This window comes from Pokkaliibacter plantistimulans (genome assembly GCF_003194385.1).
Taxonomy (GTDB): domain Bacteria; phylum Pseudomonadota; class Gammaproteobacteria; order Pseudomonadales; family Balneatricaceae; genus Pokkaliibacter; species Pokkaliibacter plantistimulans.
In genome coordinates, this window is record NZ_LAPT01000023.1 from 44,063 (window position 1) to 57,528 (window position 13,466).

Here is a 13,466-nt window from a genome sequence, read left to right on the forward strand (position 1 = left end):
TAATTGAACCTGATGAGCTTGAACAAGGAGCCAACAACTATGACCTGGTTGGATGCCTATGGCATGCGCGCGCTGGAAGTCACCGCGCTGAGTTTGATGATACTGATCGGTATCGGTGTGCTGTGGCTGGTGGCGCTGTACATCATTGACCGTACCCAGACGACCCAGACCATCCGGCATAACTACCCGATCATCGGTCGTTTCCGTTACTTCTTCGAGCATATAGGCACCTTCTTCCGGCAGTACTTCTTTGCCATGGATCGCGAAGAGTTACCGTTCAACCGCGCCGAGCGCTCCTGGGTGTACCGGGCAGCGAAGAATGTCGACTCCACCGTGGCCTTCGGCTCCACCCGTCCGCTGAGCGGGGTTGGCGCGGTGATGTTCGCCAACTGCGCCTTCCCCACGCAGGAGAGCCGGGCTGAGCCTGCCAGTCACCTGACACTGGGCGCAGGCTATGCCCGTCAGCCCTATACCGCCAAAAGCATCTTCAATATTTCCGGCATGAGTTATGGCGCGCTGTCCAAGGCGGCTGTCACGGCGCTGTCCAAAGGGGCGGCCAAGGCCGGTATCTGGATGAATACCGGCGAGGGGGGCTTGTCTCCCTATCATCTGGCCGGTGGCGCCGATCTGGTGTTCCAGATCGGGACTGCCAAATACGGTGTGCGTAACGAGCACGGTCATCTTTCCGACGACCGCCTGCGCACCATCGCAGGCCACGAACAGGTGAAAATGTTTGAGGTCAAGTTCAGTCAGGGGGCCAAACCCGGCAAGGGCGGCATTCTGCCTGCTATCAAAGTCAATGAGGAAATTGCTGAGATTCGTGGCATTCCGGCGGGGCATGATTCCATCAGCCCTAATGGCCATGAGGAGGTCAACAATGTCGATGACATTCTTGATCTGGTCAGCCGGGTGCGCGAGGTCACCGGCAAGCCGACCGGTATGAAGCTGGTGGTGGGGCAGTTCGAGTTCTTCGATGATCTGTTCGCGGCCATCCATCGCCGTGGCTTTGACAAGGCGCCGGACTTTATCACCATCGACAGCGCCGATGGCGGCACCGGTGCCGCGCCGCAGAGTCTGATGGATTATGTCGGCCTGCCGATCATCGAGAGCCTGCCGGTGGTGGTCGACAAGCTCAATGAATATGGCCTGCGTGAGCGCATCAAGGTAGTGGTCTCCGGCAAGCTGATTACCCCGGCGGGGGTGGCCTGGGCGCTGTGTATGGGGGCCGATTTCGTGCTGTCGGCGCGGGGCTTCCTGTTCTCACTGGGCTGCATTCAGGCGTTGCAATGCAACAAGAACACCTGCCCCACGGGCATCACCACACACAATCCTGAGCTGATGAAGGGGCTGGACCCGACCGACAAGGCCGAGCGGGTGGCCCATTACGCCCATAACATGATGCACGAGGTGGAAATCATCGCGCACTCGGTGGGAGTCAAGGAACCGCGTCAGTTCAGTCGCAAGCATGCCCGCGAAGTGACTGAATCCGGCCGCTCCAAGCGTCTGGATGAGCTGTATCCTGACGTTCATACCCGTCCCGAATACCGTATTCCCCTCACCGCTGTGGAGGAGCAGGTGATTGACAAGATCACCGCCACGGTCGATGTCTGATCTCGTCGTCTGAGCTGTACGCTGCCGCCCTGCTACAGGGTGGCAGTGCTGCTCCTCCACTTATCTTTATTCCCGCCTTCCCACCTGCCGCGCGGCAGGAACCTGCCCGGATGTACCGCCACTGAAAAGAGGTACGGCTGCCGCGACTGTGCAGCACACACCTGCATGACAGAGGGGAGAGCGATGTCCGGACAGAACGCCACGATCATCAGAGAACGGCTGGCCGCCTGGCTTGCCAGCAAGGGCATGGGCCAGCTGCGCTTTGGTGAAGATGATCGCTGTGTGGTCAGCGACGATCACGGGCAGGAATGCCTGTTGTGGCAGCCTCAGGGCAGCACTGTGCTGCATGTGTTCCTGCATCTGCAAAGTCTGGATGGCCAGCATGATATGGATGTGCTGGTGTTTGCCATGGCGCTCAATCTGGATCCCGGCCGGGTCGGGGAACTGGTACTGGGCTATAACCCGGAGTCGCAGCAGCTGCTGGCCAGTATCAGGCTGGATCTGGCGGTGTTGTCCTTTGATCAGCTCGACGAACGCATTGAGTCCATCCTGCTGCAGGCAAGCCGTCTGCGGGATGAACTGGACGCCTTTCGTCTGCATCGGCAAACAGGGCAGGGCAGAAAACCGAACACAGCGGCGCCCCTGTCGCTGTCGCAACGCAGTTCTCTGGGGCTGTAATGATGGGTGCAGCAGGCAGGAGGCAGCATGACCACAGCCATTAATCACCTGAGTCCGGTGCAGACCGGGAGCGGAGTCGCAACCCGGCAGGATGTCGGTGTGAAACTGCATGCGGGCACGGCGGTGCGCTTTGAACACTTTCAGCCCCGTACTCATCAGAGCTTTGCCGGGGGCAATGCGGCGGCAGGCAGCTCAACATCCCCCTTGGCGCCAGAGCAGGCGCTGAGCCAGGCCTCGTCTTCGTCTTCTTCCTGGTTGTCGCGGATTGGGGCCAAGGTTGCCAGCGTGGCCAAACAGGTGGCCACCAGTGCGGCGGAGTCCCTTGAGCCTTCGCTGGCGGCGGAGCGGCATCTGCAGGCCACGGCAGAGCTGGCGACAAAGCATGGCTGCCAGCTGAGCCAGCCTTTTCATCAGAGCAGCTATCTCTCCGACAAGCTGTGGGCGCACGACTTTGAATTCAGCAAGAGTCTTGGTTTGCCTGAGTCACGGCTAAATAAGGACACCCTGTCCTATGCCTGTCTGGGGCTATCGGCGACCTGGGTGCACAGCCAGATCGTAGGGCAACCCAGCGAGACCTATTTCAAACGGCTGGATAATCATCGCCAGGATCCCACCATGAAGAATGTGCTGCTGATCCAGCACCGTGAGCAGCAGAAGTATCCGACGAAAACCGAAGATGCCCGGCCGATGCTGAAGGAGCTGCTCCCCAAGATGGGGCTCAAACTGGGGAGCAACAGCGACGGTAAACTGCTGCATAACTTTATGCGTCTGAGCGATCTGGACGTGATTCGTGATCACGCTCTGCTGCCCGGGCATAAGCAGTCCTTTCTGCTGCTGACGCCTTACCACGCCATAGGTCTGCATCAGCATGCCAACGGCAAGATGGAGTATTTCGACCCCGAGTACGGCCTGATCAAGGCGGACAACAAGCAGCAACTGTTTGCTTTCCTCAAAGACGTGACCCAGCGTGATATTGGCAGTCTGTTTGGGCCATCCCTGTTTGGTTTGCGGCCAACCGGCTTTCAGCTGGCTGAAGTGGAAGCGCAAACCCGCTCAGCACAAGCGCCCTCTTCGTCGCGTACAGGCTGAGGTGGGGGATCAGGTCAAACCAGCAGACGCAAACGCTGATTCAGCTGCAGCAACAGCAGTGCAGCGACCAGTGACACGGGGATCACGGCCAGTGTCAGTGGCGTTGCCCTGAGCTCGGTGTAGCGATGCAGCAGGTGAATAAACAGCGGGTGGATAAAGTACAGCGCCGCAGCCAGCCGCCCCAGTGGCGCTGAGCCGCGCAGCAAGTAGCCATTGGCCAGCAGAAACAGCGCCGGGCAGAGCACGGCCAGAGACAGCAGCATATCAAAGCCCTCCTTGCCTCCCGTCAGCTGATAGTTCACATAGCTCTCCAGCAGTACCAGCCCGATCCCCAGCAACACCAGCCTGCCGAGGGTGACATGACTCAGACGGTTACCGAGCTGACAGCGCTGCAACAGTACACCACAGAGAAAGTAAGGCAGGCCAAACAGCAGAAAGTTGCGGTAGACCATGGTCTTGTCAGGCAGTAACCCGGTCAGTTGCGGGCCAGCCAGATGGTAGCTGAAGGCATATTGCAGGGCGGTGCCGGTCAGCAGCGTCAACAGTGTCAGTGTAGCCATCACGCCTGTGGAGCGGTGTCGAATGAGCCAGGTCAGCGCCGCTGCACCGATGGTGGCAGGCAGATACCAGAGGTGATAGTAACCAAACAGCAGGACGACCAGACGGGTCCAGCCATCGCTGGGGACGCCGGTATCGGCAGGCAGCCAGAATACGGCGTAGAACAGCATCCAGAACGCATACAGCAGCACAATGCGGTAGAACCAGTCGCAGCAAGCCGGAGTCGCGTTGCCAGCGTCGGGGTTGCGCGGGGCCAGTGCCTGCCAGAAGAAATAGCCGTTGATGATGAAGAACACCGGCACGGCTGCCCGGAACAGTCCGTGAATCAGCAGGTAAGAGGCGTGCGGGGCCAGATCGGTGAGAAAGCCGCAATGCAGAGCGACCACCATCAGCGCCAGGGTGATCTTGAGGCCATCGAGGGCAATATTGCGTTGCATCTGTTGTTTTTCCTTCCATGGTCGCCCCGCTTGCGGTGTTCAGTCGCTGCCGGGCACCGGGTAGCTGCCACGCCTTCCCTGATGCAGTGTGGCGGATGGCGCGCGCTGCGGGGGTTTCCAGACGCAAGCAAGGTTCTCGGTGTATTGCAGAGTTTGTCATGGGGGTGACGGGCGGGCCGCCACTACTGGCGAATGAGTGGCAGGCAGCGAAAAAGAAAAAAAGACCCACGCGAAGTGGGCCTGTGAGAGAAAGGTCAGGGGGACCGGTAACGGTTCCCCTGAAGAGAGCGGAGATTCAAGCAAATTGCATACAACAGGTCAGCCCGCCGGAGTGAGGGGCTGGCCCGGTTGGGTGTGATGTCACAGCCTGAGCTATCACACCCCGTCCGATTAACCCAGTTCGGGCATACCGGTTACATAACCCACAGCGGCGCCAAAACGGTCCTTGTAGTTGGCACGTACCAGGGGATCCAGCGTGTCTTTCACCACATCGTGCAGGGGGCTTTCCCAGTCACCGGGGTGCTGCAGGTTGCTCATGATGTAGGTCCAGCCATTGATTTCATCTACCGCGTGCAGGCCGGTTGACTCGGCACCTGCCGGGCAGGACAGGATACGGCTCAGTTCCTTGGTGTCGACGTTGTAGGCCCACAGGAAGTTGTTGACGTGGTTGCCACTGTCTTCACCGATGAACAGGGTGCGCAGTTTTTCCGAGAACTTCAGGTTGTCAGGGTTGGCGATCTTGTCAGCGTGGGCGCTGTTACCCAGCGCATCGGCCTTGGCCAGATCTTCACCGACCAGCGCAGCGGGCGGTTCCATGTGAGTTGATACCCAATCGCTGTCAATGGCATTGCCTTCGCTGTCTTTCTGGCCGCCCTGCAGAATGTGCTCGTACACGGCACCGGCTTTGGGGCCTTCGACGTGGATGTCGTTGCTGCCATCGGTCATGGTCTTGTAGACGTAAGACATGGCGGAGTAGGCGCGTTTGTCAGCGATGTTGACGGTGGTGCCTTCCATTTTGGTGAAGCCCAGTGTGCCGCCGACCAGGGCAGCATAACGGTGGGTTTCCAGGAAGGCAGCTGCTTTTTCCATACCGGGCTTGAGCTTGACCCAGTTAGGCTTGCCACCGAAACCGATCTTGGTGAAGGAGGCGTCGTTGGGGTCTTTGTAGGCCACTTCCATGATGTCGGTGGGTTTGATACCGCCGTCTACCAGCGCTTTGATCTCGTCGCTGGTGGCGTGACCCAGTTTGATCCAGGAGATGTCGCCAGCGCCCGGGCCTTTGCCGGAAGTCTGAGTCCACTTGCCGACGTACAGGTTGCCGGAAGACAGGTCGCGGGCCTTGTCAGCCACGTACATGAACAGGCCGCCGTTGGTGGCGTCGTCGCCCATCAGTACGGTGCGCTCATCAGGCATGACCTGTACCAGTTCGTGGGAAATACGGCCGATACCGTAGTGCTTTTTCACCGTGCCGGTGCCGTCAGGGTTGACGGTCACTTCGGGCAGATGGCCATAGTGGTAGGGGTTGGCTTTGCTGGCATCGCCGTACAGGTGCTTGCTGTAACTCTGAAACTGTTCGTCAGAGGCGGCCTTGAATGCATCGGGCTCATACTCTTCACTGGACAGGTGGGTATTCCAGGGAGACAGGCTGGCACCGCAGGTGATCCACAGACCGTGCACGCCGCTGGTATCCACATTGTGGTATTTCACCAGGCTCAGTTCACCGGTTTCAGGGTTCTGATCCAGTGACAGGATGGCGATGGGTGAAGGCAGTTTGCCGTACATGTCGGCACCTTCAGCATCGCGTGAGGTGTATTCGAACTGCACTACGGCAAATACCGGGTTGCCTTTGACGCCGTCAACCTTGGCATCTTTCAGGCTCAGCAGGCTGCTGCCATCGGGGCAGTCAGAGAAGAACTGCTTGCCGTTGGAGTTCATGATGGGCTGGTTGTTGATGTCGTAGTAACCACCGGCCAGTACCTGGCCACCCTTGCCATCAGCCACCATGTCGCCGGTGACGAAGAAAGGCTTGTAACCCAGTTTGAAGGTTTTGCTGCTGCCGTCGGTGTAGTTCACCACCATGCTGGATTTGACAGTGGTGGTGGCCATTTCGGCAGGGTTGCTCAGAGTCGGAGCAGCCATCGGCACAAAGCGCACGGAAGAGGCTTTCAGGTCCGCCGCGAAGACGCTGGAGCTGACCATGCCAGCCAGGCCGCCAGCCAGAGGCAGCAGGGGGGTGCCAGCGATAAATTTGAGAAGGTTGCGACGGGAACTGTCAACGCTATGGTTCATGGTCTGGTACTTCCTTGGTCAAAGACTAGGCGATGCGCTTCTCGCCAGCCCGGAGCGGTGCAGCAGCTGTGCCTGCATGTAGCCTGAGCGAGAGTCACGGTTGTGTTTCCAGTCGACCGCGCCGGGCTACCTTCTGTGGGGTATTGGTGGCGGGCCATTGATTACGGCCACCTAAACTAACCACCCTTCGTGACAGATATTTGACAATTTGGCGTTATTGTTCGTTTTTACGTTCACAACTATGCAACTGATAGGCGTCAAGTGCCTGGCGGATTTTTGATCATCCGGCCGTGTTGGCTGTTGTGAATTTATCCTTCCCTGGTTCATATTGGTTGAGCATTCCATTGCCATTGTTTGAACAGAAGTTTGATTGCGTGCGTGATCAAGTGGTTGCTGAAAACAGGTGGTGCTCCCATGAAGGTGATCCAGACGTTACAACTTCATGCGGTTCGCAGGTTATGGCTGGCACAGGTGCTGGCTGGCGTGGGTGATGAGTTCTATGCACTGGCGGTGGTCTGTTTGGCCACGACCAGCCTGGGCTATCAGGCGGGTTATCTGCTGGCGCTGCAATCGCTGATCACCCTGTTGTCGACATTGACTTCCAATCTGCTGACCCAGGGCAAGGACTGCCGAATACTGATGATGATCAGTGATGGCTGCCGTGTGTTGGTGATGCTCGGGCTGGCCATCTGCCTGTTGCAGGGTGACGCAAGTGCTCCCCCGCTCTTTTTGCTCGTGCTCGCCATGATGGTCATGGCCTACATCCGGCCGGTGTTTGATCCGAGCCTGCAGATGGCGCTGCCGCGCCTCAGCGTTGACAGTGCACAGCTGTCTTCAATCAATGCCCTGTTCGATATTATGCGAAGGCTGGCGCGCGTCCTCGGGCCGGGGTTAGGCGCCCTGTTATTCCCTCTGCTGCATTTGTCGCTGTTTTTTCTGTTAACCGGGCTAACGTACCTGGTGTCGCTCTGCACCCTGGGGTTGCTGCGAAAAGCACTGGCGCCGGTCGCCGCCGTTTCTGCTCCTGCCGATGCGGCTCCCTGCCCGTTATCAGGCTGTCTGGCCACGGCGTTGCGTGGCTTTATTCTGTTGCGGCGTGATCCTCGCTATTACTTTCACCTGCTGGCCTTCGGTATCTGCAGCGGCTGGTGGTATCTGGCGCTGTTCGTCAGCACTGCACTGTTACTCAAACAGCCTGAATATCTGCGTAGCGGCATCACGCTGGGCAGTGTGATAGCGGTGTACGGCGCGGGCAATGTGCTGGCCAACCTGCTGGTGGCAGAAATGCGCATCGTCCGGCCCTGGCAGTGGATGTCAGCCGGGCGGCTGGTGATGGCGACGGGCTTTCTGTGCATGGCCATGGGGCAGGATCACTACAGCCTCTATCTGGGAGCCTTTGTTGCGGCGGTGGGGGCACCGGTGACGCAGTTGCCGATGGCAAATCATCTGCAGAGCCGCTATCGCGGTGATGATGTGGCGGCCATTTTCAGAGTGCGGCTGTTTTTCGAGTGGGGTGGCAGCCTGCTGGCGATGCTGGCATCTCCGTGGCTGCTGCAGCAATGGCAGCCATCCGGTGTGATACAGGCAGCGGGTATCAGCTATGCCATCGTGGGTGTGCTGGGCTGGTGTGTCATCCATGACCTGCCAGCCGGTCGGCGTACTGCCTGGGTGCCCTATGAAAGCTGATCAGCCTGCCGCCTTGATCTCGGCCAGCAGAGAGTAGGAGCGACGTCGGGCCTGCTGGTCATAGACGGCGCAGTTGATGATCAGCTCGTTGGCCTGAGTGCTGCGCAGGAACAGCGCCATCTGCTGCTTCACCTTCTCCGGGCTGCCGACAACGGAGCCCCCGAGAAAGCTCAGTACCGAATGCTTCTCATGTGCCTCCCACAGGGCATCCATATTCTCCACCGGCGGCTGCAGCTTGCCCAGCGTGTTGCGGAACAGATTGAGCACATGCTGTTGCTGGCTGCTGAACAGGTACTGGGCCTCGGCATCACTGTCAGCCACGACCACATTCATGCCTACCATGGCATAGGGTTGCTGCAGCACTGCAGAGGGGGTGAAGGCCGTGCGATAGGCCTGCAGCGCCATCATCATGTGGTTGGGCGCAAACTGACCGGCAAAGGCAAACGGCAACCCCAGTTGTCCTGCCAGACGGGCACTGAAGTCGCTGGAGCCCAGCAGCCATAAAGGAATATCCAGACCTTCGCCGGGAATGGCTCGCACCGGGCCGTTGCCCACCAGATAACTACGCAGCTCGTGCAGCAGCTGCGGGAAGTCGTCACCGCTGCTGTGCAGGTCGCGACGCAGGGCTCGCATGGTCTTGCCATCGCTGCCGGGAGCGCGGCCGAGGCCCAGATCAATGCGGCCGGGGTAGAGGGATTCCAGCGTGCCGAATTGTTCCGCGATCACCAGTGGTGCATGGTTGGGCAGCATTATGCCGCCGGAGCCAACGCGAATACGCTCGGTACCTCCGGCAATATGTCCGATCAGCACCGCAGTGGCCGAGCTGGCAATTCCCGGCATGCTGTGATGCTCTGCCAGCCAGATGCGCTGATAGCCCGCCTGCTCGACATGCCGTGCCAGTGCCAGACTATTGGCAAAGGAGTCAGCCGCGGTATGGCCTTCAAGAATGGGTGAAAGATCCAGCACGGACAGCGGCGTGGTGGCCAGTGTGGCTTCCGTTGCAGCAGCGTGAGAAGGGGTGTGCGACATAGATACGCCCAGTAGGATGAGAGTCCTGTTTATGGGGCGCCTAGGGCGATGAGGCAATGCTGGTGTTTGGCAACACCCTGTTGATACAGAGCGCTGTGTGTCGCAAGGCATGCTGCCGCAGCAGGGGAGGTGTTCAGGTGCCGGCTGCTGCCAGCCGGCACACTATCAACAGGTCAATCTGATCAATGCTTATATCTGATTAGCCGTTGTTTCTGGTTAGTAGTCGTATCTGATTAGTAGTCGTATCTGATTAGTAGTTGTAATAGTCCCGGTACCAGGCCACAAAGCGGCGGATACCTTCTTCTACCGGTGTATTGGGCTTGTAACCAACATCCTGCACCAGCGCTTCCACATTGGCATAAGTGTCCGGCACATCACCGGGTTGCATCGGCAGCATCACTTTGTCTGCCTTCTTGCCGAGCGCTTCTTCCAGCGCAGCGATGTAGTCCAGCAGCTCTACCGGGTGCTGATTGCCGATGTTGTAGACCCGCCAGGGTGCCCTGCTGGTGCCAGGATCAGGCGCCAGACCCGACCAGCTGGTATCCCCGGCGGCGGTATGGTCCAGGGTACGCAGGATGCCTTCAACGATATCGTCAATATAGGTGAAGTCGCGGCGATGATGGCCGTAGTTATACACCTCGATGGGGTTATTCTGCAGGATGGCCTTGGTGAACTTGAACAGGGCCATGTCAGGCCGTCCCCAGGGGCCGTACACGGTGAAGAAGCGCAAACCCGTCGTGGGCAGGCGATACAGATGGCTATAGGTATGAGCCATCAGCTCGTTGGCTTTCTTGGTGGCGGCGTACAGGGACAGCGGATGGTCAACGTTATCGTGTACCGAGAACGGCATGGTTTCATTAGCGCCGTAGACCGAGCTGGAGGACGCATACACCAGATGTTGAATCTTATGATGGCGGCAGCCTTCAAGGATGTTCATGAAACCCACCAGATTGGCCTCCACGTAAGCGTGAGGATTTTCCAGTGAGTAGCGTACCCCGGCCTGTGCTGCCAGATGGATGACCTTGTCGAACTGCTGTTCGCTGAACAGCTGCTCCATAGCGGCGCGGTCAGCGACATCCATCTTGAGGAAGGTAAAACTGCCTGAATGGCTGTTAACCCAGGCCAGACGGGCGTCCTTGAGGCTGGGGTCGTAGTAGTCATTGAGGTTGTCGATACCGACCACGGTGTCGCCGCGTTTCATCAGTTCGATGCTGACGTGAGCGCCAATAAAGCCCGCTGCGCCGGTAACTAGAATCTTCATTTGTTATCCTCTTGGCCCTGGCCGTTGCCATGAAAGCGCCAGTTTACACTATCCGTTTGTGATGAATAACCCGAGTCTTTGCGCCCGTCGCCGCAGGGTTGACGGGCAACCGCTGCGGCAGAAAGTCGGGGTAGCTGCTTGTCAGCCGGTATTGCCCCCTTACAATAGGCATTCTTCCGGTTGGCGGGCAGATGCCGTCATTGCGGACACGTTCTTTCCAGACAGGTTCATGTGGATGTCCCGAGCTTTGTATTCCCTGCTGTTCAGCCTGCTGCTACCGGCAGTATTGCTGCGTATGGCGTGGCGCTCCCGTCGTATACCTGCATATCGTCGCCACTGGAGCGAGCGCCTGGGTAAGGTGGCTTCCGCTATGCCCAGACAGGCGGTAGTCGTACATGGCTGCTCGGTGGGGGAAACCCAGGCCGCGTCAGTATTGATCAACTGGCTGACTGAGCAGCACCCTGAGGTGCCGGTCATCCTGACCCACACCACGCCCACAGGCCGTGCCCGTGGTGAAGCCCTGCTACCTGATGTGGCACGCTGTTATCTGCCTTTCGATCTGCCCTGGCTGGTATCGGCCTGGCTCGATCAGCTGCAGCCGCGCGCGCTGGTGCTGATGGAGACGGAGTTGTGGCCGAATCTGGTCGCCGCCTGCCAGCAGCGCAATATTCCTGTCAGTTTGGCGAACGCACGTCTTTCCGAGCGCTCATTCCATGGCTATCAAAAGGTCCGCCGTCTGATGACGCCGGTGTGGCAGGCGCTGCACTGGGTGGGTTGCCAGTACCGTGCCGATGCCGACCGCCTGCTGCAGCTGGGGACGCCTGTCAGTCGCACCGAGGTGGTGGGAAATCTCAAGCTGGCCATGCCGGTAGCCGAGGCTATCAAACTCAAGGCAGCAGAGTTGCGACAGCAATGGTGTGAGGGGCGCCCATGCTGGATTGCGGGCAGTACTCATCCCGGCGAAGAGGAACAGGTACTGGATTTGCATATCAAGTTGTTGCAACGGCAGCCGTCACTGTTGCTGTTGCTGGCCCCGCGGCATCCGGAACGGGCCAGGGAAATTATCGAATTGTGTCAGCAACGCCAGCTGCAGGTAGTGCGGCGCAGTCTGGGCGAGCAGCCCGGGCAATCGACACAGGTAGTGCTGATTGATACTCTGGGTGAGCTGATGCTGTTCTACGGGGTGGCGGATGTGGCCTTTGTTGGTGGCAGTCTGGTCGCCCATGGCGGACACAATCCCTTTGAGCCCTTGCAGATGGGACGGGTCGCTCTGGTTGGTCCGCACATGTTCAACTTCCAGAGTTTACTGGAGGAGCTGCAGCCTACCGGACGGGTGCGTCAGGTGGGGGATGTACAGGCATTGGAAGAGGCCGTCAGCCAGGCTCTGCTGGAGCCCGCGCAGGATGGTCTGGAAGGGGCTGGGGTGATGGCTGCCCCAGGCCACTGGATTGCTGCCATTCTGGCGCAAACCTGAATTACGGCGCCGATTCGAACAGTCGCCAGCCGGTCGGTAATATAGGACTGGCCACAATTAAACATCTAAACAAGAGAGATTGCGCATGATCGTACGCAAGGCAATATTCCCTGTTGCAGGTTTGGGTACGCGCTTCCTGCCTGCCACCAAAGCCATTGCCAAGGAAATGCTTCCGGTTGTGGATAAGCCCCTGGTGCAGTATGCGGTTGAAGAGGCAGTGGCTGCCGGTGTCACCGACTTTATCTTCATTACCAGCAGCATCAAGCGCTCCATTGCTGACCACTTCGACGTCAATGCCGGTCTGGAAGATCAGCTGGAAGAAGCCGGTAAGCATGAGCTGCTGAAGCTGGTGCGTGAAGTGATTCCCGAAGGTGTATCTTTCGCCTTTACCCGTCAGCCCAAGCCTCTGGGCCTGGGCCATGCTGTACTCTGTGCCCGTCCGCTGGTTGGCTACGAGCCGGTAGCGGTGATTCTTCCTGATGACCTGATCTACGCCGAAGGCAAAGGTACGCTGTCTGACATGCTGAGTCTGGCCAACCAGTACCAGCAGTCTGTGGTTGCTGTGGAGAAGGTGCCCATGGAACAGGTGTACAAGTACGGTGTTATCGACCCCGAGCATCTGGAGCCTGGTGTCTACAAGATGAAAGGCATTGTCGAGAAGCCCAAGGTGGAAGACGCGCCTTCAGATCTGACCGTCGTAGGTCGCTATGTTCTGACCCCCCGTATTTTTGATCTGCTGGCAACCCAGGCACCCGGTGCGAATGGTGAAATCCAGCTAACTGATGCCATTGCCCGCCTGATCGAGAAAGAAGGTGTGATGGCGCATCAGTTCAAAGGCAAGCGTTATGACTGCGGCTCCAAGCTGGGCTATCTGCAGGCTAACGTTGAGTACGGCCTGCGCCACAAGGAACTGGGATCATCCTTCAGAAAGTATTTGGATGAGCTGCACGGCTAATTCGTGTGGTCTGGATCTCAAACAACGGCAGCACAAGCTGCCGTTGTTGTTTCTGGTGAGTAGTAAGGTGTGATCAGACGGGATTTACTGTCAGTTTCGAACTGGCAGGTCGTTGAAAATCTATCTGCGTTGCCGAATACCACGTCAAAAACAAGCTCACAGCCAAAGGCTGAACGTGCTTTAGCACGGCCCCGAAGGGGTGAGCATAGGGAGTGCTCATTGAGTTCACTCCACTCCGCTTTTCACCTGATGCTTGTGCTCTGGGAGCATTGGCTTGTCTCGGCTACCTCGATAACGTTTGCAACGGCCTGTTCACTATGCAGCGGTGTGTGGAAAGACACACCGGTTGCCGAACAGTGCCACTGCCTTGGGCGGCAGTGGCGGGGCAGATCACCACTT

General features: G+C 58.5%; 10 protein-coding genes. 6 read left to right on the top strand and 4 right to left on the bottom strand.

The window, feature by feature from the left end:
* The first annotated feature begins 39 nt into the window (after nucleotides 1-39).
* The 3 genes from WH50_RS06125 (at nucleotide 40) to WH50_RS06135 (ending at nucleotide 3,378) form a co-directional block, all read left to right on the top strand.
* A complete protein-coding gene (locus WH50_RS06125; RefSeq protein WP_110186531.1) occupies nucleotides 40-1,611 on the top strand; it encodes an FMN-binding glutamate synthase family protein in 1,572 nt (523 codons plus the stop codon).
* A gap of 183 nt (nucleotides 1,612-1,794) precedes the next feature.
* Complete coding sequence (locus WH50_RS06130; RefSeq protein ID WP_165838326.1) at nucleotides 1,795-2,289, top strand: CesT family type III secretion system chaperone; 495 nt, start codon at nucleotides 1,795-1,797, stop codon at nucleotides 2,287-2,289.
* A 27-nt stretch (nucleotides 2,290-2,316) separates the two neighbouring features.
* Nucleotides 2,317-3,378: a YopT-type cysteine protease domain-containing protein gene (locus WH50_RS06135; protein ID WP_110186533.1), complete on the top strand. Its 1,062-nt coding sequence runs from the start codon at nucleotides 2,317-2,319 to the stop codon at nucleotides 3,376-3,378.
* A gap of 14 nt (nucleotides 3,379-3,392) precedes the next feature.
* On the opposite strand, the gene WH50_RS06140 is transcribed toward WH50_RS06135, so the two are convergent.
* Both WH50_RS06140 and WH50_RS06145 read right to left on the bottom strand, forming a co-directional pair.
* A complete protein-coding gene (locus WH50_RS06140; RefSeq protein WP_110186534.1) occupies nucleotides 3,393-4,373 on the bottom strand; it encodes an acyltransferase family protein in 981 nt (326 codons plus the stop codon).
* A gap of 390 nt (nucleotides 4,374-4,763) precedes the next feature.
* Nucleotides 4,764-6,662, bottom strand: coding sequence for a PhoX family protein (locus WH50_RS06145; RefSeq protein WP_110186535.1), 1,899 nt, complete (start codon nucleotides 6,660-6,662; stop codon nucleotides 4,764-4,766).
* Between the two features lie 414 nt (nucleotides 6,663-7,076).
* Between WH50_RS06145 and WH50_RS06150 the strand changes: the two genes are divergently transcribed.
* Entirely contained in the window at nucleotides 7,077-8,348 is a 1,272-nt protein-coding gene (locus tag WH50_RS06150) for an MFS transporter (RefSeq protein WP_110186536.1), read from the top strand.
* On the opposite strand, the gene WH50_RS06155 is transcribed toward WH50_RS06150, so the two are convergent.
* Nucleotides 8,349-9,377, bottom strand: coding sequence for an LLM class flavin-dependent oxidoreductase (locus WH50_RS06155; RefSeq protein WP_110186537.1), 1,029 nt, complete (start codon nucleotides 9,375-9,377; stop codon nucleotides 8,349-8,351).
* A 250-nt stretch (nucleotides 9,378-9,627) separates the two neighbouring features.
* The gene (locus WH50_RS06160; protein WP_110186538.1) at nucleotides 9,628-10,638 is read right to left on the bottom strand and encodes an NAD-dependent epimerase; all 1,011 of its coding nucleotides are present in this window, start codon (nucleotides 10,636-10,638) and stop codon (nucleotides 9,628-9,630) included.
* 235 nt (nucleotides 10,639-10,873) lie between these two features.
* Here WH50_RS06160 and waaA point away from each other — a divergent pair, with 235 nt between their 5' ends.
* On the top strand, nucleotides 10,874-12,112 hold the full coding sequence (gene waaA, locus WH50_RS06165) for a lipid IV(A) 3-deoxy-D-manno-octulosonic acid transferase (protein WP_165838327.1): 1,239 nt from the start codon (nucleotides 10,874-10,876) through the stop codon (nucleotides 12,110-12,112).
* An 85-nt stretch (nucleotides 12,113-12,197) separates the two neighbouring features.
* Nucleotides 12,198-13,067, top strand: a complete 870-nt coding sequence (gene galU, locus WH50_RS06170; RefSeq protein WP_104152021.1) for a UTP--glucose-1-phosphate uridylyltransferase GalU — start codon at nucleotides 12,198-12,200, stop codon at nucleotides 13,065-13,067.
* The last annotated feature ends 399 nt before the right edge of the window (nucleotides 13,068-13,466 follow it).

Coding starts and splice junctions, on each gene's coding strand:
- WH50_RS06125 (WP_110186531.1), top strand. CDS start 40: ATGACCTGGTTGGATGCCTATGGCATGCGCGCGCTGGAAGTCACCGCG.
- WH50_RS06130 (WP_165838326.1), top strand. CDS start 1,795: ATGTCCGGACAGAACGCCACGATCATCAGAGAACGGCTGGCCGCCTGG.
- WH50_RS06135 (WP_110186533.1), top strand. CDS start 2,317: ATGACCACAGCCATTAATCACCTGAGTCCGGTGCAGACCGGGAGCGGA.
- WH50_RS06140 (WP_110186534.1), bottom strand. CDS start 4,373: ATGCAACGCAATATTGCCCTCGATGGCCTCAAGATCACCCTGGCGCTG.
- WH50_RS06145 (WP_110186535.1), bottom strand. CDS start 6,662: ATGAACCATAGCGTTGACAGTTCCCGTCGCAACCTTCTCAAATTTATC.
- WH50_RS06150 (WP_110186536.1), top strand. CDS start 7,077: ATGAAGGTGATCCAGACGTTACAACTTCATGCGGTTCGCAGGTTATGG.
- WH50_RS06155 (WP_110186537.1), bottom strand. CDS start 9,377: ATGTCGCACACCCCTTCTCACGCTGCTGCAACGGAAGCCACACTGGCC.
- WH50_RS06160 (WP_110186538.1), bottom strand. CDS start 10,638: ATGAAGATTCTAGTTACCGGCGCAGCGGGCTTTATTGGCGCTCACGTC.
- waaA (WP_165838327.1), top strand. CDS start 10,874: ATGTCCCGAGCTTTGTATTCCCTGCTGTTCAGCCTGCTGCTACCGGCA.
- galU (WP_104152021.1), top strand. CDS start 12,198: ATGATCGTACGCAAGGCAATATTCCCTGTTGCAGGTTTGGGTACGCGC.